The organism is Streptomyces sp. NPDC020898, assembly GCF_044333925.1.
GTDB lineage: Bacteria > Actinomycetota > Actinomycetes > Streptomycetales > Streptomycetaceae > Streptomyces.
This window is the reverse complement of sequence record NZ_JBIRRV010000020.1, coordinates 106,486-124,212: the sequence shown is the minus strand read 5'-3', so window position 1 is coordinate 124,212 and position 17,727 is coordinate 106,486. Positions and strand designations below refer to the sequence as shown.

The following is a 17,727-nucleotide window of genomic DNA, read 5'->3' as shown; positions in this document are numbered from 1 at the left end:
TCTCCTCGTTCTGGTTGACGCGTCTACGACATCTATCAGGCCATGGGTTGATGTGTCTACTTTTCTGGGATCGGTCCGAGTGGCCCGAGCGGTCGCTCACCTCGCGCTCCGCGGGGTGAGCCTGATGTGGCGGATGACCTTTCGGTGGTGGGTGTAGGCGATGTGGAGGGCGCCGTCCGGTGTCTGCGCTATCGAGGGATAGGACAGTTCGCGGTTGAGGCCGTCGCGGGAGTTGTTGGTGAGGCAGTGGCCGTCGCCGGTCACGAGGTCGGCGCGCAGCGGCCAGGTCAGGCCGCCGTCGGACGAGAGGGCGAGGCTGAGCGGTGCGCGCGGGGCGCCCCAGAACGCGGTCGAGGGGGTCTGCCGTACGGCTGTTGTCACCGAGCCCTCCGGGGCCTTGCCGTCGGTGAGGCTGCCCGTGTCGTCGATCTCGTCGTAGAGGGAGACGCGGCGGGCGGTCGCGTCGGCGGCGCTGCTGTGGTTGTAGACGAGGGCCAGACGGCCGTCGGCCAACGGGACGTACTGGATCGAGGAGTTGTTGTTCGGCAGGTCCAGTGGCCGCGGCTCGCTCCAGGTGTCGCCGTCGTCCAGGGACACGGACCGGTGTACGGCGTCGGCGCGCCGGCTGCGGTAGAGGGCGAGCAGGGTGCCGTCCGGCAGCCGGTGGACGTTCATGTGGACCAGGCCCGTGGAGCCGGGCACGGGCTGCTCGTGCCAGGTGCCGCCCTCGTCGTCGCTGATCATGACGGCGCTGGTGTCGAGGTCGCCCGACCACTTCTCGCCGGGGGCGGTCCGGCAGCGGAAGACGGGCAGCAGCAGGCGGCCGGTGGGCAGGACGACAGGGGGCTGGCGGACGAAGACGCCGCCGGCGTCCGGGGTCGCGGGGAACAGGGTGCGGGTCGCCTCCCAGGTCGTGCCGTGGTCGTGGCTGACGCGCAGCCGTACCTCGGCGGTGTCCTGGTCTCCGCCTCGCTGGGCGGTGTGCAGCAGCCACAGGGCGCCCGAGGGCATGGGGAAGAGCACGGGGTTCTGCTCGGAGTGCGCCGGGTCGTCCGAGAGGCGGACGGGCTCCGTCCAGGTCGTGGTGCCGGGCGCGAGGCGCGAGAACCACACGCTGATGTCCGCCATGCCCTCCTGCGTGCCGCCGAACCAGACGCAGCCGAGGTCCCCGCCGGGCAGCACGGTGAGGTTGGCGGCGTGGCTCTGCACGGTCGGCGCGGGCAGCGTGGTGTCGGTTCGGTCGAAGCCGTCGAGGATTGGGTTCGTCACGGTGCCCCTCCAGGGGTTCCAGGGGTCCGGGCGGCGGTTGGGTGATGGTGGGGGGTCTGCTCCAGGTACGCCAGGTCGCACGCGACGGTCGCGAACGTAGAGCCCTCGGTGAGGCGGTGCGTCACAGTGCCCCTCCAGAGGTTCCAGAGGGCCGGGCAGCGGACAAGTGCTGGCGCGCGGTCTGTTCCAGGTGCACCAGGTCGCAGGCGACGGTCGCGAAGGTGAAGCCCTCGGCGAGGCGCTTGGCGGCGCTCGCGCCGTCCGGGTTGTGGATGCCGGCGGCGATTTCGGCTGCCGCCGCCGCCTCGCGTACGGTGCCGAGCGCGGCCTCGAAGGTGTCGGCCAGGGCCGGGTCGGTGGACGAGGCGCCGCCCAGGGCGATGCGCAGGTCGGAGGGGCCTACGTAGACGCCGTCGAGGCCCGGCGTCGCGCAGATCGCCTCGACGTCGGCGAGTCCTTCGGCCGTCTCGATCATGGCGAGGACGACGGTGGCGTCGTGCGCGTCGGCCGGGTCGGGGCCGATCCTCAGCGCCGAGCGCATCGGGCCGTAGGAGCGCCGGCCGAGGGGCGGGTAGCGGACCGCGGCCACGGCCTCGGCGGCCTGCGCGGCCGTGTCGATCAGCGGCACGATCACTCCGGTCGCGCCCGCGTCGAGGGCGCGGCCGATCGGGGCGGGATCGTTGGCCTCGACGCGGACCAGGCCGACGGCCGTGGAGCCCTGGCTGTCGATCGCGAGGAGGTTGTTGAGCATGCCGGAGTAGCCGAACAGGCCGTGCTGGGCGTCCAGGGCGACGTAGTCGTAACCGAGGCGGGCGATGCGTTCGGTGGCCACGGGTGCGTCCAACAGGCACCAGTAGCCGAGCAGTTGCTCGCGGGCGCGCAGGGCGGCGGTGAACTCCGCGGGGGTGGTCATGGGCAGGTGTTCCTTCGCGGGGGAGGGGAGAGGAGGGGAGGGGGCGTCGAAGTCGCTTACGGGGCTCAGCGGTTGTAGGCGGGCATGGGGCCGCGCAGGGCGGCGCCGACCTCGTCGCAGGCGGCGGTCACGTCGGGGGGCAGTGGTCCGGCCTGGGCCGCGGCGAGGTTGGCGCGCAGGTGGTCGGTGCGGGAACCGCCGAGCAGCAGGGCGTCGGTCGAGTCCCGGTCGAGGAGCCAGCGCAGGGCCAGTTCGGTGAGCGGGACGCCGAAGTCCTCGGCGATACGGGACAGTTCGGCGACCGCAGCGAACAGGCGCGGATCCCAGTAGCGCTGCCGGTACATGTCCGCGAGCCGGGAGTCGGCGAACCGTCCGGACTCGGGGGCCTCCTCGTAGCGGTGCCGTCCGGTGAGGAGGCCGCCGCCGAGGGGGTTGTAGACCATGGTGCGCAGGCCGGTGACGGCGGCGTACTCGACGTGCTCCTCCTCGATCCGGCGGGCGAGCAGGTTGTGCAGTTGCTGGGCCACGACCGGGCGTGGGGCGCCCATCTCGTCGGCGACGCGCACCAGTTCGGCGATCTGCCAGGCGGCGTAGTTGGAGACGCCGAGCGCGAGGACCTTTCCCTCGGCGACGAACTCGGCGACGGTGGCGAGGGTTTCGGCGAGGGGTGTGGCCCGGTCGGGCTGGTGCAGATAGAAGAGGTCGACGCGGTCGGTGCCGAGTCGCTTGAGGCTGCCTTCCAAGGCGGCCCGCAGGCCGGGGGCGGACAGCGGGGCGTGCCCTGCCTGGTCGGGGTGCGGTATGCCGGCCTTGGTGGCGAGCACGATCCGGTCGCGGTGGGCGGGGAGCAGCTCGGCGAGGATGCGTTCGCTCTCGCCGCCGGCGTAGCCGTTCGCGGTGTCCACGCCGGTGATGCCGGCCTCCAGCGCCGTCGCGAGCATGTCCGCGGCGCCGGCCCGGTCGACGGTGTCCCCGAACGTCATGGTGCCGAGGACGAGCCGGGACAGGGGCACGGGTACGTTCGGCAGGTCGATGCCGGTGGTCATGTGCCGGTTCCTTTGGTCACTTGCCGGTTCCTTCCGGTGGGGCGGTCAGGGGGTGTGGGGCGGGGGTGGCTCCGCGGTTCGTCTACCGCGGGCCGGTGGGGGCTGGTCGCGGCCACGCGGCGGTAGCCGCATATTCAACACAGCCCCGCGCCCCTTACGGGGCACGGTTCCGCGGCCGACTTCACCGGGCCCGGGTGCGGGGCTTGAGTCCCCGTATCGCCGTCGGATCAAGGGCGGCGCGGCGCAGCGCGCGGGTGTAGGGCTCGGCCGGGGCGGCGAGGACGTCGGCGGTGCGGCCGCGTTCGACGACCCGGCCCGCCTTCAGGACGACGACGTCGGTGCTGATCTCGCGTACGACGCCGAGGTGGTGGGCGATGACGATGTACGTGATGCCGGTCTCCTCGCGCAGTTCGCGCAGCAGATCGAGGACCTGGGCCTGCACGGACACGTCGAGGGCCGAGGTGGCCTCGTCGCACACCAGCAGGTCGGGTTCCGAGGCCAGGGCGCGGGCGATGGCGATGCGCTGGCGCTGTCCGCCGGAGAACTCGCCCGGCCGTCGTTCGAGTGCCGTCGCCGGCAGTCCTACGCGGTCCAGCAGTCCGGTGGCGCGACGGCGCCGTTCGGTGGAGTCCCGTACGCCCGCTACGCGCAGCGGTTCGGCCACGATCTCCAGGGCGGTCAGGTGCGGGGCGAGGGATCCGTAGGGATCCTGGAAGACCATCTGGACGCGGCGCCGCAGCGGCCGCAGGCGCCGCTCGGGCAGTGCGGCGAGGTCGGTGCCGTCCAGCACGATCCGCCCGGAGGCGGGCTTGAGCAGCCGTACGATCGCGCAGGCGATGGTCGACTTGCCGCTGCCCGACTCGCCGACGACGGCCAGCGAGCCGCCCCGGGGCACGCTGAAGCTGACGTGGTCGACGGCGCGTACGGGCCCGGCCGGCGTGGGGTAGTCGACGACGAGGTCCTCGACGGCGAGAAACGCCGACGCGTGGGCCGCCGCGTCGGGCGCGTCCGGTGTCGCTGCTGCCTGGCTCATCGGGCGGCTCCCTCGGCTCCCTGTGTGCTGTGGTCGTCGGGCCCGTCCTCGTCCCAGGGGCCGAGGCTCGGGACGGCCGCGAGCAGTTTCCCGGTGTACGGGTGTGCGGGCCGCTCGACGATCTGCTGGGCGGGCCCCGACTCCACGAACCGGCCCTCTTTCATGACGTGGATGCGGTCGGACACCAGCCGGGCGACGCCGAGGTCGTGGGTGATCATCAACATGCCGACGCCGGTGCGTTCCTGAAGGTCCATCAGCAGGTCGAGGACGCTCGCCTGGACGGTGGCGTCCAGGGCGGAGGTGGGTTCGTCGGCGACCAGCAGCTGGGGTTCGGCGGCCAGCGCGACGGCGATGAGGACGCGCTGGAGCATGCCGCCGGAGAACTGGTGCGGGTACGCCTTCCAGCGCGTCTCGGGCCTGCTGATCCGGACCTGGTCCAGCAGGTGGGTGCCGCGCTCGCGCGCCTCGGCCCGGGACAGGCCGGGGTGCCGCAGCCGCAGGGCCTCGCCGAGCTGCCGTCCGACGGTGTGGACGGGGCTGAGCGCGGTCATCGGGTCCTGGGGGATCAGGGAGACCGTACGGCCGCGCGCCCGCCGGGCCGCCCCGGGGTCGGTGACGATGTCCTCGCCGCCGATGCGGGCGGTGCCGGACAGCACGGCGAGTCCTTCGGGCAGCAGCCGCAGCACGCCCATCGCCGTGGTCGACTTGCCGGAGCCGGACTCCCCGATGAGCGTGACGGTCTCGCCGCGTCCGACGGTGAAACTCACGCCGTCGACGGCGCGGACCACGCCCCGGTGGGTGACCAGTTCGATCTGTAGGTCCTCGACGTCCAGCAGAGGGGCCGGTGAGCTGTCCTCGGTCATGGCTCAGGCTCCCTTCGCGGGCTTGGTCGTACGGATGCGGTCGCGCAGGCCGTCGCCCATGAGGTTGACGCCGACGACGAGGAGGGCGATGACCAGGCCGGGGAGGGTGACCAGCCACCAGGAGGTGGTGATGTAGTCCTGGCCGTCGGAGATGATGCGGCCCCAGGTGGCGAACGGCCGCTGGGGGCCCGCGCCCAGGAAGCTGAGGGCGCTCTCCAGGAGCACGGCCTGGGCGAGCAGCAGCAGGACCACCAGGCTCGCGGGGCGCAGGACGTTGGGGATGACGTGCCGTCCCAGGACCGACCAGCTGCGCATACCGAGCAGCCGGGCGGCCGCCACGTACGGTTTCTCGCGTTCGACGAGGACCAGGGAGCGGGTCAGCCGGGCCACCTCCGGCCACTGGGCGATCGCGATCACGCAGGTGATGACGGTGACCGACGGGCCGAAGAGGGCGACGACGAGCAGCAGCATCATCAGCAGGGGCAGCGCCATCTGCGCTTCGAGGAGCCGGCTGACGGCCGTGTCGATCCAGCCCCCGAAGTAGCCGGCCGCCGCGCCCGCGGCGATCCCGATGAGCCCGGAGACGACGACGGCGAGGACGCCCACGGTCAGCGACACCTGGCCGCCGTGCAGGACGCGGGAGAGCAGATCGCGTCCGAGCTGGTCGGTGCCGAACAGGTGCCCGTCGGTGAGCGGCGGCAGCCGGCGCCCCGCGAGGTTCTGGGCGTCCGGGTCCGGCAGCGGCAGCAGGCTCGCGAGGGCCACCGGCAGGGCGACCAGCGCGGTGCACAGGGCTCCCGCCCACAGCTTGAAGCGGGCGCCGCGCCGCTGCCTGGTGGCGGTGGCGCGGGCCAGGTGTCCGGCGGTGACGGCACTGGGCCGGGCGCTGCCGGCGGACGGGGTGAGCGTGGTGGACATGGTCAGGCCGCCTTTCCGAGTCGGACCCGCGGGTCGAGGAGCGGGTAGGCGAGGTCGACGAGGAGCTGGACGAGGATGGCGAGGGTCGCCGTGACCAGGACGGTCGCCTGGATGAGCGGGTAGTCGCGGGTCTCCAGGGCGCGCACGACGAGGGAACCGACGCCGGGCCAGCCGAAGACGACCTCGACCAGCACGACACCGTTGAGCAGAGCCGCGAAGCGGGTACCGACCGCCGTGATCAGCGGGACGGACGAGTTGGCGAGGGCGTACCGCCAGGTGAGGGCCCGTTCGGAGACCCCGCGCGAGCGGGCCACGGTGATGTACGGCGAGGCGAGTGCCGTGGTCATCTCGCGGCGTACGAGCCGTGAGACGAGGGCGAGTTGGAGGATCGCGATGGTGACGGTCGGCAGGACGAGGCCGCTCCAGGAGGTGAAGCCGGAGGCGGGCAGCACCGGCAGCAGCACGGCGAAGACGGTCAGCAGCATCACGCCGGTCCAGAAGTCGGGCATGGACTGTCCGGTGATGGTCAGGACGTTGGCGCCGAGTTCGCGCGAGGTGTCGGCGTGGCGGGCCATCCACACCCCCAGCGGGACCGCGACGGCCACGGTGACGGCGATCGCCGCGAGGGAGAGCGTGATCGTGTACGGCATACGGTCCAGGACCACGCCGAGAGCGGAGTCGCGGAAGGAGAAGCTGGTGCCGAGGTCGCCGCTCAGCAGGTCGCGCAGGAAGATCCCGTACTGGGTGATCAATGGCTTGTCGAGGCCGAACTGGGCGCGGATCCGCTCCAGGTCGGCGGTGGTGGCGCTGGGCGGCGCGTAGGCGGCGGCGGGGTCTCCGGGGGCGAGCCGGACCAGCACGAAGACCGTGGAGATGGTCAGGAAGATCGTCAGCAGGCTCTGGCCGAGACGGCGGGCGAGGTACTTGGTCACGGCTCAGCCCTCCAGTCGTACGGCGGTCAGGTCGTAGGAGTTGATCGGCAGCAGCCGGACGCCGTCGACGCGGGCGCGGCGGGCGAGCACGGTCTTCGGTACGAAGGCCCACATGGCCGGCCAGGTGTCCCAGACGGCGTGCTGGGCGGCGGCGAGTTTGCGGTCGCGGGTGGCGGGGTCGGTCTCGGTGGCGGCGGCGGACAGCTGCCGGGCGATGCGGGGGATGACGTAGCCCATGAACGCGTCACCGGTGCGCTCGTCCTCGGCGGTGCCCGCGTACATCGCCTGGAGCATGGTGGTGGCCTGGCCGGTGGTGCCGGGGAAGCCGTTGCCGATGACGTCCCAGTCGCCGCCCTTGCCCTGGCGCCACTTGAGGATGTCGCCGCCGGGCTCGAACTGCTGCAGGGTGGCGCGCACACCGGCCTCCTTCAGCATCTCCGCGATGGCCTCCATGACGGAGGCGTCCGCGGCGAACTCGCCCGACTCCCAGATGATTTTGATCCGTAGTCCGTCGGCGCCCAGGGAGCTGAGCAACTGCCGTGCCTGTGCGGGGTCGTGGGCGAAGCGGCCGGTGCGTTCGGCGCCCTGGAGACTGAGCGGGACGACTCCCTGGGCCTGCTCGGCCGAGTCGGTGAGGACGTCCCGGACGAGGGACTCGCCGTCGATGGCGTACGTCAGCGCCCGGCGCACCCGGGCGTCGGCCAGCGGATGCCCGCGCGGCTTGCGGAAGTTGTAGAAGAGCTGGCAGATCCGCACCCCGGCGGTCCGCTCCAGACGCACGCCGGGCAGCCCGGTGAGCTGTTCGGCGGAGTCGGGGGTGATGGTGTCGATGACGTCCAGTTCGCCGCTGCGCAGGGCGACGACCCGGCTCGACTCCTCCGGTACGAAGCGGACCCGGACCCGTTCGACGGGCGGCCGCCCGCCCCAGTACTCCGGAACGCGGGCCAGGGTGTACTCGCCCGCCCCGCTGTTGGCGCCGACCACCCGGTAGGGGCCGGTGCCGACGCCGGAGCGCAGTTCCTCGGGCCGGTTGTCCTTCGCCGGGGTGATGAGGATGTTGGCCATCAGCCGGTCCAGGATGGGCACCGGTTCGCGGGTGTGGAGCAGGAAGGTGCGGTCGCCCGTCGCCTCGACGTCGGGGAGTTCGGGGAACAGGCCGAGGATGAACGAGCCGGCGACCTCTCCGTACATCCGCACCGCGGTGGTCACGTCGTCGACGGTCACGGGCCGGCCGTCGGAGTAGCGGATCCCGTCGCGCAGGCGGACGCTCCAGGTGGTCGGCGCGGTCATCTCGAACCGGTCGGCGAGGACCTGGGTGAGCCGCATGTCCGGACCGATGGCGGTGAGGGCCTGACGCACGGCCCGCTGCACGGTCACCGCGGCGTCGAACTGGTTGAGCTTGTTGTCCAGGCTGACCAGTGAGCGGTTCAGCCCGAGCGTGAGGGTGCCGGGGCCGGGGGCGCCGGTGGGTCCGGCACAGGCGGCCAGCGGGGAGAGAGCGAGACCGGCGCCGCTCGCGGCGCCCCAGCGCAGCAGGGTGCGACGGCTGGGCGTCTCACTCGTCTCACTCGGAGGAGTTCGGGTCATCGTCGACCTCTCGGGGATTCTGTGCCGCGACCGGCTCGGGACGGCGCCCGGTCCCGCAGGAGGCCGTCGGGCGCCGTCGGTTTCTGTCGCGCCGGAAACCGTTCCACGGTTGCGCGGATCACGCAAGAGGTCTCGCGCACATCGCGCAGGGTGTGCCATCATCGAGCGCCGGGGCCGCCCCACACGCCCCCCTCGGCTCGACTACAGGTCCAGGAGGATGACGTGTCCTTCCCCTCCGCCTCCCCCTTCCGCGAGGTGACGGCACCGCGACGTGTCCTCGCCCTCGCCGACGACCTGTCCGGGGCGGCGGAGACCGCCGTGGCGCTCGGCGTGCCGGGCCGGATCGTGCTCGGTCCGGCGCCCTTGGACCCGCACGCGTACGGCGAGGCCGTCGTGGTCGACCTCGACTGCCGGTGCCTGCCCGCGGCCGACGCTGCCCGGCGCGTACGCGAGGAACTGCGAGCCGTGCCCCCGGACGTACTGGTGCTGAAGAAGGCCGACTCGCTGCTGCGGGGCAACCTCGCCGCCGAGACGGCCGCCTGCGCCGAAGGCACCGAGGGCGCCGAGGGCGGGCAGGGCATGGTGGTCGCCCTCGCCCTGCCCGCCCTCGGCCGCACGGTCCGTGGCGGTGTCGTCCATCTCGACGGCGTCCCCCTGCACACCACGGACGCCTGGCGGGCGGAGAGCACCGCGCCCCCGCCGTCGGTCTCCGCCGCGCTCGGGGACGCCCGCACGACGCTCGTCCCGCTGGAGGCGGTTCGGGGAGACGCGTTGCCCGCGGTGCTGCGCGCGGCGATCGGCGCCGGACGCCTTCCGGTGTGCGACGCCGAGACGGACGTCGACCTGGACCTGATCGCGGGGGCGGCGCTCGCCTGCGGGCCCGGCGTCCGCCTGACGGGCACGAGCGGCCTCGCCGCTGCGGTCGGCCGCCTGCTGAGGCGTACGGGCGGGGCGTCGGCCGCGACCACGGCGGGATACGCGACGCCGGCCCCGGCCGGGAGACGTCGGCGACAGCCCCTCCTGGTTGTCGTCGGGACCGCCGATCCCTCGGCGCCTGCGCAGATCGCGCAACTCACGGAGCGCGGCGCGCGCCATGTGTCCGTGAACCCGGACGTTCTGAACTCGGGCGTCATGGGACCCGACGTCAAGGACTCCGGCGTAGACGTCACCGTCCTCAGCATCGACAGCGGCCCGGGTGTCCGGCCCGGTTCGGCGCGCCGGCTGGTGTCCGCGCTCGCTCGCGTTGCCGCCGAGCGCGCGGGCGATGCCGACCTCGTCCTGACGGGTGGGGAGACCGCCCGCCGCGTCCTCGACGCGCTCGGCGTTCCCCACCTGGTGCCGCTCGGTCAGATCCAGCACGGCGCCGTCCACGCGCTCACACCCGACGGACGCCATGTCGTCACCCGGCCCGGCAGCTACGGCGACACCGACTCCCTGCTGCGGATCGCCACGGCGCTCCGGCCGGACCTCGCCCACCTTCCGCACCTCCCCGGCCTTCCTCATCTCCCCGCCCTTCCCCACCTTCTTCCCCCGCAAGGAGACCTCCCGGTGAACGCGATCCCGACCGCCGACAACCACCGTTCGCTGCCGCTCATCGCGGTGACCATGGGAGACGGCGCGGGCATCGGCCCCGAGGTGATCGTCCCGGCGCTGCTGCACCCGGACACCCTCGCCCGCTGCCGTCCCGTCGTCATCGGGGATGCCGGGCGGCTGCGGCAGGCCGCCGCGATCCTGGGCGTCGACTGCGACATCGTCTCCGTGACCGCCCCGGCGGAGGCCGAGTTCCCACCGGGCCGCGTCAACGTCGTCGACCTCGGTCTGCTCCCGGCCGACCTGCCCTGGGGCGAGCTGTCCGCCCTCGCCGGAGAGGGCGCCTACCAGTACGTACGGGTGGCCGCGGACCTCGCGATGAAGGGCGCCGTGGACGGCATCTGCACCGCGCCGCTCAACAAGGAGGCCCTGCACTCCGCCGGGCACCTCTACCCGGGCCACACCGAGTTGCTGGCCCACCTCACCGGTGTGGACGAGGTGTCGATGATGCTGTCGACGCCCCGGGTGAAGGTCATTCACGTGACCACCCACATCGGTCTGATCGACGCTATCCGGCGCATCGAGCCCGGCCTGGTCGAGCGCACGGTGCGCCGCGGTCACGACGCGATGGTGCGGGCCGGTGTCCCGAAGCCGGTGATCGGCGTCTGCGGCATCAACCCGCACGCCGGTGAGAACGGACTGTTCGGCTACGGCGAGGAGGAGGAGAAGATCGTCCCCGCGCTCGAAGTGCTGCGCGCGGACGGCATCGACGCCCGTGGCCCCCTTCCGGCCGACACGGCCTTCTTCCTCGCCGGGCGCGGCGACTACGACCTGATCGTGGCGATGTACCACGACCAGGGGCACGGCCCGGTGAAGGTGCTGGGCATCGAGGCGGGCGTGAACCTGACCGTGGGACTGCCCGTCATCCGCACCTCGGTGGACCACGGAACGGCCTTCGACATCGCGGGAAAGGGCGTGGCCGAGGCCGGTAGCATGGTCGAGGCCATGCGCCAGGCAGCCGAGATGTCGTCCGTAGCGGTCCGCTGAGACAGCCGCCCGCAGAGTCCGCCGCCCGTAGAGTCTGCCGCCCGCAGTCCGCAGTCCGCGCAGAGAAGGACTACACGACAGATGCCTCCCCTCGGATCCAAGGCCCGGCGCGAACGGATCCTGCACGTGGCCACCACGACCGGCCTCACCAGCGTCGAGGAGTTGTCGCAGCGCTTCGGTGTCACGGCCTCCACGATCCGCCGGGACCTCGCCAGGCTGACCGCCGACGGCCGGCTGGCCCGCACCTACGGCGGCGCCATGGCGCTGACCGCCCATCCCGAGGCGTCGCTCCGGCAGCGTACGGGCGAGGCGTTCGAGGAGAAGCGGGCCATCGCGCGCCGGGCCGCCGCCGAGGTGCGCGCCGGTGAGACGGTGCTGCTGGACGCCGGATCGACCGTGGGCGCCCTCGCCCACGAACTGCGCTCCGCGAAGGAACTGACGGTCGCGACCACGGGGCTGACGGCGCTGCAGGAACTCTCCGACGCCGAGACCGTGCACGTCGAGTGTCTCGGCGGCACGCTGCGGCCGCTGAGCCAGGGCTTCGTCGGTCCGCTGACCGAGGCCGCGCTGGAACGGATGACCTTCGACCGGGTCTTCCTCGGCACCGACGGCATCTCGCCCGAGCACGGCATCTGCGAGGCCGACCTGCGCCAGACGCGGCTGAAGGAACTGATGGCCCGCCGCGCCGACCATGTGTACGTCCTCGCCCACGCGGCGAAGCTCGGCCGCCGCCCCTTCCACGCCTGGGCGAAACTCCCGGACGGCTGGACCCTCGTCACCGACGACGGCGCCGACCCGTCGATCGTGGCCGAGTTGCGCGGGCGCGGCGTCGAGGTGGTGCTGGCCGAGGTGGCGGCGTCCACCGACCCGGAGCACACCGGCACACGGGGCGGGCCGGGTGCGCCGTGACGGAGACACGGCACGCCCTGGTCACCGGTGTCAGCTCGGGAATCGGCGAGGCGATCAGTGGTCGCCTGCTGCGGGAGGGATGGCAGGTCACCGGGATCAGCCGCCGCCGTCCGGTACCCGCGCCGGGGCTGACCTGGCTCCCGGCGGATCTGGCCGAGCCCACCGAACTGGTCCGGCTCCTCGACGGCGTACCCACCCCTGACGCCGTCGTGCACGCCGCCGGGCTCCAGCGCTCGGCACCGCTGGGTGAACTGTCCGCCGACGACGGCGAGTTGATGTGGCGGGTGCACGTCCAGGCCGCCACGATCCTGGTCGACAGGCTCGCCGACCGGCTGCCCGACGGGGCCCGCGTGGTCCTCGTCGGCAGCCGCACCGCCACCGGCGTACCCGGCAAGAGCCAGTACGCCGCGACCAAGGCAGCCCTGCCCGCGCTCGCCCGCTCCTGGGCCGCGGAACTGGCCGGCCGTGGCATCACCGTCAACGTGATCGCCCCCGGCCCGACCGACACTCCGATGCTGTCCGACCCCGGCCGCGCCCGTACGCCCCCGGCACACCCGCCCCTCGGCCGGTTCGTCTCTCCCGACGAGGTCGCCGGCCTGACCTCGTTCCTCCTCGGCCCCGACGGCGGAGCGATCACCGGGCAGCAGATCGTCCAGTGCGCCGGTGCCTCACTCTGACGTCCAGGACATCTGCTACGACGTCTGCGCGCCGGAAGGCCGCGGTGACAGCTCAGTTTCGGCTTCCGGTCGGTCGCTGCCGCGACGACCACCTCGGCGATGGCGGCGGGAGCTTCGCCGCCCCTCGTCCGGACGCCCAGGCATCCGGGCGTCCGGACGGACAGGCCGCGCATCGTCCGAAGGTTCGTCGTGCGGTCCGAACCTGCGAGAGCTGCCTGTCCGCGACGTACCGCACCTCAGGCGAGCGAGGTCCACACGCTCTTGACCTCCGTGTACGCGTCGATCGCTCCGCTGCCCATCTCCCGGCCCCAGCCGCTGGCCTTGTACCCGCCCCAGGGGGCGGCGGCGTCCACCGGGTTGGGCATGTTGATGAACACCGTGCCCGCGCGGACGGAGCCCGCCACACGGTGCGCCGCGCCCACGTCGCGGGTCCATACGGCCGCCGCCAGGCCGTACTCGCTGTCGTTGGCACGGGCGACGGCCTCGTCCTCCTCGTCGTACGGCAGGATCGACAGCACCGGGCCGAAGATCTCCTCGCGGGCGATGCGCATGTCGTCCCGTACGCCCGTGAACACGGTCGGCCGGTAGAAGAAGCCCGGCAGATCGTCGACGGGGGCCCCGCCGGCGAGCAGCTGGGCGCCTTCCTCGACCCCGCTGCGCACGAGTGCGTGGACGTGGTCACGGTGTTCGCCGGTGACCAGGGGGCCGAGCTCGGTGCCGGGCGCGCTGCCCGCGCCGAGTCGCATCCCGCCGACGGCCTTGGCGCAGCGCTCGGCGAACTCGTCGGCGAGGGAGCGGTGGACGAGGAACCTCGTGTAGGCGGCGCACACCTGGCCGCTGTTGAGGAGCGCGCCCTGAAGACAGCCCGCCACGGCCGCGTCCAGGTCGGCGTCGGGCAGGACGAGGCTCGGTGCCTTGCCGCCGAGTTCGAGCGAGACCCGCTTGAGGTTGCCCGCGGAGGCCCGGACGATGTCCCTGCCGGTCTCGGTCGAACCGGTGAAGGAGACCTTGTCCACGCCGGGGTGCTCGACGAGGGCCCGGCCGGCCTCCGGACCACCGGTCAGCAGGTTGACGACGCCGTCCGGCACACCGGCCGCCCGGCACAGCTCGACGAGCCGCACGGTGGTCATCGGGGTCTGTTCCGCGGGTTTGACGATCACGGTGTTCCCGCAGGCGAGGGCCGGTGCGATCTTCCAACTCGCGATCATGAGCGGGAAGTTCCACGGGGTGATCAGCGCGCACACTCCCACCGGCTCGCGCTTGGTGTACTGCAGCACGCCGGGGATGGAGAGGGGCGCCGTCTCGCCGTAGATCTTGGTGACCCAGCCCGCGTAGTGGCGGAAGTGCTCGGCGGCGGTGGCGACGCTGACCGCCATGGAGATGCCGAGCGGCTGGCCCTGGTCGCGCGTCTCCAACTCGGCCAGTTCCTCGGCGTGTTCCTCTATGAGGTCGCCGATGCGCCACAGGATCCGGGCGCGCGCGGCCGGGGTGAGTCCCGCCCACTCCGGGTTCTCGAGGGCGGCGCGGGCGGCCCGTACGGCCGCGTCGGCGTCCGCTGCTCCGGCGTCGGACACGGTGGCGTGCGGGCTGCCCGTCGCCGGGTCCAGGGTCTCGAACTCCGCTCCGGAGGACGCGGCCTGCCATTCGCCGCCGATGAAAAGGGTGTTGGTCACAGCTGTGCTCCCAGGATGAGGTCGGCGCAGCGCTCGCCGATCATGACGGCAGGTGCGTGGGTGTTGCCGGAGGTGACGGAGGGCATGACGGAGGCGTCCGCGACGCGCAGCCCGGCCACGCCGTGGACGCGCAGCTGCGGGTCGACGACCGCCATACGGTCGATGCCCATACGGCAGGTGCCCACCTGGTGGTGATAGCTGAGGAGGGTCCGCTTGATGTACGCGGCGATCTCCACGTCCGTACGCACGTACGGTCCGGGTGCGACCTCGCGGGCCCGCCAGTCGCCCAGCGACTTCTCCTGGCCGATCTCCCGCACCTGCTGCACGGCCCGCACCATGGAGTCGAGGTCCGACGGCTCGGAGAAGTAGCCGGGGTCCAGGGCGGGAGCCTGCGTGGGGTCGGCCGAGCGCAGCCACAGGCGGCCCCGGCTGAGCGGACGGATCGTCCCGGCGAGGACCGAGAAGCCGTGGCCCTCCTCGGGGACGTTCATGTCGGGCACCGGCAGGGGCAGGTGTGACATCAGCGGCTGCAGGTCCGGCACGGCCAGCGCCGGGTCGGACTTGGCGAAGTAGTGGGCCTCCAGTTTGTTGGCCGTGCCCTGCGGCACCGGCCGGGCCGACTCCCACACCACCGGGGCGAGGGTGTGGTCGTGCAGGTTCGCGCCCACTCCCGGCAGGTCCGCGGTCGACTCGATCCCCAGGGCACGCAGCTCGTCCGCCGGCCCGACACCGCTGAGCAGGAGCAGCTGGGCCGAGCCGATGGTGCCGCCGGAAAGGATCACGTCCCCTTCGCAGCTGACCTCCGTCGTACGGCCTTCGCGCAGCAGCTCGACGCCCCGCGCCCGGCCACCGTCCACCAGGACGCGCGTGACCGCCGTGCCGGTCATCACCGTCAGCAGCGTGCTGTCGAGCACCGGCTCCATGAAGGCGGTCCACGCGCTGACCCGCTTGCCGTCGCGGATGTTGCGGTGGATCAGGTTCACGCCGAGCTGGTCGGGGCCGTTGCAGTCGTCGTTGTACGCGATCCCGTAGTCCTGGCAGGCCTCGATGAAGGCGGTGGTGACCGGGTTGGGGGAGTGGTTCCGGCTGACGGGCAGCGGGCCGCCGGCGCCGTGGTAGTCCGACGCGCCGTCCTCGAAGTCCTCCGAGCGCTTGAAGTACGGCAGCACCTCGTCGTACGACCAGCCCGCGGCTCCCTGGTAGGCCCAGCTGTCGTAGTCGGCCCGGTTGCCGCGGACGTAGATCATGCCGTTCAGTGCGCTGGAGCCGCCGAGGACCTTGCCGCGCGGCCAGAACACCTGGGTTCCGGAGGCGTGCCGCTGGGGTTCGGTGGTGTACGCGTGGTCCTGCGGGGAGTCCCACAGTTCCCACAGGCGCCCCGGGTCGTGGATGGCCGGGTTGTCGTCCCGGTCGCCCATCTCGATCAGCAGGACGGTCCGGCCGGCGTCCACGAGTCTGCGCGCGAGCGCACAGCCCGCGGATCCGGCGCCCACCACGATGTGGTCGTAAACGGTGTGTGTTGCTCGCATGCCGGGAGGCTCACAGACGGACGGGCCACCGGCTTGTGCGGCGGTGCACCGTCTCTTGCGGGGGCGGGCACGAACGGCTGGAGTGCGGGTCGGGACGGCCCCCTGACCGGTCGCGCTTTGCCCTTACCGGCCGATGGGTGGCCCGGCAGCTGCTTGGGTGACCGGGCCCCGGGCCCCGGACCGCGCGGGCGCCCGGCTCGTCCCCGGGCAGCACGCGACGGCCAGGACCACCTCTGTGGTCCTGGCCGTCGCGGGGGTCGTGGCAAAGGGGCCCAGTCAGGAGACGGCGGCGCTCGTGGTCGGCTCCGTGGCGCCGGCGCGGACCGCCGCCGCGTTCTTCCTGCGCAGGACGGCGGGAGCCGTCTCCTTCAGCCCGAGCGCGAGCAGGACGACCACCGCGGCACCCGCCGCCGAGATGTACATGGCCGTCTCGAGCCCCCAGTTGTCGGAGGCCCACCCGGCGATCACCGGAGCGAGGAAACCGCCGGCGAGCTCACCGATGCCCATGACCAGGCCCAGGGCGGTCGCCAGCGCGCCGCGGGGGACGGTCTCCGCGGGGATGGTCGCCATGAACAGGGTGAAGCAGCCGAGACCCGTGTACGTGAGCACGACCACTGCGCCGAGCACCACAGGGCTGCTCACATACACCACGGCCAGGGGGCAGAACGCGGCCATCACAGTGAAGACGATCAGTGTGTTCTTGCGGCCGAACCGGTCCGAGATCCCCGGTGTGACGAAGCCCCACACGACCCAGGCCACCCCGAGGCAGGTCACGACGCCGCTCATCGTCGCGGGTGAGAAGCCCTTGACCGAGGTCATGTAGACAGGCGCGAACGTGATGATGACGAAGAACCAGGTCATGTACGCGCAGGCGATCAGCACGCAGAGGATGATGTTGCGCTGCCGGAGGATGCTGCCGATGCTCGGCTTGGCCGAGGCATCCACGGATTCCGTCACGGGCTCCGTCATCACACAGCCACCCGGCGGCTCCTCCCGTACCGACCGCCAGATCCACAGGGCGAGCAGCAGGCCCGGGACGATGGTGATGACGAACGCCAGTCGCCAGCTGTACTGCGTGGCGATCCACACCACCGCGAGCGGGCAGAGGATGCCGCCCAGCAGCCCGGCCGAGGACCCCTGCAGCAGGCCCATGTTCAGCCCGCGCCGGTGCTCCTGTGACGCTTCCACCATCAGGGACTGCGACGCCGGCAGTACGGCACCTTCCGCCAGCCCCATCAGCGCCCTGGCTGCCAACAGTGCGGCGAATCCGGTGACCAGCCCGCTCGACGCCGAGAGGCAGGAGAAGAGCACCACCGCGATGATGATCACGGGCTTACGACGGCCGAGCCGGTCGGACAGGCGTCCGGAGATCATTCCGGACAGGGCCCAGGTCAGGGCGAGGACTCCGGAGAGCGTGCCCAGGGCGGTGTTCGAGAGGGGGATGTCCTCGTTGATGAAGGGGACGAGGAAGAGAAGTGCCTGCCGGTCGAAGAAGACGAGGCCGAAGCCCAGGAAGAGGATGACGAGCAGCTTGTTCTCGTAGCGGCGGGCGTCGGGGTCGGCGCCACTGAGCGGAGGGGGCGCGGCGGATCGCTTTCTCAGCATGAATGCCTCATTCGTCGGATGAGCGGGAGCCGGAGAGGCAGGAAGGGAAAGCGCCGTGGGGAGAAGGGACAGGGCGGGGCTGTCGATCAGCGCGGTGATGCGCTTCGGCCTTGGGGGGTGGCCGGGACGTCAGCCCGATCCTGTGTCCGTGGATGTTCCTGCGTAAGCCGCTCACCGGCGCCCGCGAGGCGGGCCC

The 17,727-nt window shown here is 72.4% G+C and carries 14 protein-coding genes; 3 read left to right on the top strand and 11 right to left on the bottom strand.

Annotated elements, in window-relative coordinates; genetic code table 11:
• Positions 1–96 precede the first annotated feature (96 nt).
• From ACH4TV_RS40685 to ACH4TV_RS40650, 8 genes are all read right to left on the bottom strand, one after another.
• Positions 97–1,269, bottom strand: a complete 1,173-nt coding sequence (locus tag ACH4TV_RS40685) for an exo-alpha-sialidase (protein WP_398406392.1) — start codon at positions 1,267–1,269, stop codon at positions 97–99.
• 121 nt (positions 1,270–1,390) lie between these two features.
• The gene (locus ACH4TV_RS40680) at positions 1,391–2,182 is read right to left on the bottom strand and encodes an HpcH/HpaI aldolase/citrate lyase family protein (RefSeq protein WP_398406391.1); all 792 of its coding nucleotides are present in this window, start codon (positions 2,180–2,182) and stop codon (positions 1,391–1,393) included.
• Between the two features lie 65 nt (positions 2,183–2,247).
• On the bottom strand, positions 2,248–3,228 hold the full coding sequence (locus ACH4TV_RS40675) for an aldo/keto reductase (protein WP_398406390.1): 981 nt from the start codon (positions 3,226–3,228) through the stop codon (positions 2,248–2,250).
• A gap of 181 nt (positions 3,229–3,409) precedes the next feature.
• Positions 3,410–4,261 (bottom strand): ABC transporter ATP-binding protein, encoded by an 852-nt coding sequence (locus tag ACH4TV_RS40670; RefSeq protein WP_398406389.1) that lies wholly within the window; start codon positions 4,259–4,261, stop codon positions 3,410–3,412.
• Positions 4,258–5,124 (bottom strand): ABC transporter ATP-binding protein, encoded by an 867-nt coding sequence (locus ACH4TV_RS40665; RefSeq protein WP_398406388.1) that lies wholly within the window; start codon positions 5,122–5,124, stop codon positions 4,258–4,260. The genes ACH4TV_RS40670 and ACH4TV_RS40665 overlap by 4 nt, the downstream gene beginning before the upstream one ends.
• A gap of 3 nt (positions 5,125–5,127) precedes the next feature.
• Positions 5,128–6,042 (bottom strand): ABC transporter permease, encoded by a 915-nt coding sequence (locus tag ACH4TV_RS40660; protein ID WP_398406387.1) that lies wholly within the window; start codon positions 6,040–6,042, stop codon positions 5,128–5,130.
• Between the two features lie 2 nt (positions 6,043–6,044).
• Positions 6,045–6,974: an ABC transporter permease gene (locus tag ACH4TV_RS40655; protein WP_398406386.1), complete on the bottom strand. Its 930-nt coding sequence runs from the start codon at positions 6,972–6,974 to the stop codon at positions 6,045–6,047.
• 3 nt (positions 6,975–6,977) lie between these two features.
• Positions 6,978–8,561: an ABC transporter substrate-binding protein gene (locus ACH4TV_RS40650; RefSeq protein ID WP_398406385.1), complete on the bottom strand. Its 1,584-nt coding sequence runs from the start codon at positions 8,559–8,561 to the stop codon at positions 6,978–6,980.
• Between the two features lie 222 nt (positions 8,562–8,783).
• Here ACH4TV_RS40650 and pdxA point away from each other — a divergent pair, with 222 nt between their 5' ends.
• The 3 genes from pdxA to ACH4TV_RS40635 all read left to right on the top strand — a co-directional run bounded on the left by pdxA (position 8,784) and on the right by ACH4TV_RS40635 (position 12,724).
• Positions 8,784–11,138, top strand: a complete 2,355-nt coding sequence (gene pdxA / locus ACH4TV_RS40645) for a 4-hydroxythreonine-4-phosphate dehydrogenase PdxA (RefSeq protein ID WP_398406384.1) — start codon at positions 8,784–8,786, stop codon at positions 11,136–11,138.
• Positions 11,139–11,219: 81 nt separating this feature from the next.
• Positions 11,220–12,047, top strand: a complete 828-nt coding sequence (locus ACH4TV_RS40640; protein WP_398406383.1) for a DeoR/GlpR family DNA-binding transcription regulator — start codon at positions 11,220–11,222, stop codon at positions 12,045–12,047.
• Positions 12,044–12,724, top strand: coding sequence for an SDR family NAD(P)-dependent oxidoreductase (locus tag ACH4TV_RS40635; protein WP_398406382.1), 681 nt, complete (start codon positions 12,044–12,046; stop codon positions 12,722–12,724). Before ACH4TV_RS40640 ends, ACH4TV_RS40635 begins: the two co-directional genes overlap by 4 nt.
• A 236-nt stretch (positions 12,725–12,960) precedes the next feature.
• On the opposite strand, the gene ACH4TV_RS40630 is transcribed toward ACH4TV_RS40635, so the two are convergent.
• From ACH4TV_RS40630 to ACH4TV_RS40620, 3 genes are all read right to left on the bottom strand, one after another.
• On the bottom strand, positions 12,961–14,397 hold the full coding sequence (locus ACH4TV_RS40630; RefSeq protein ID WP_398406381.1) for an aldehyde dehydrogenase family protein: 1,437 nt from the start codon (positions 14,395–14,397) through the stop codon (positions 12,961–12,963).
• Complete coding sequence (locus tag ACH4TV_RS40625; protein ID WP_398406380.1) at positions 14,394–15,926, bottom strand: GMC family oxidoreductase; 1,533 nt, start codon at positions 15,924–15,926, stop codon at positions 14,394–14,396. Before ACH4TV_RS40625 ends, ACH4TV_RS40630 begins: the two co-directional genes overlap by 4 nt.
• A 276-nt stretch (positions 15,927–16,202) precedes the next feature.
• On the bottom strand, positions 16,203–17,531 hold the full coding sequence (locus ACH4TV_RS40620; protein ID WP_398406379.1) for an MFS transporter: 1,329 nt from the start codon (positions 17,529–17,531) through the stop codon (positions 16,203–16,205).
• Between the last annotated feature and the right edge of the window lie 196 nt (positions 17,532–17,727).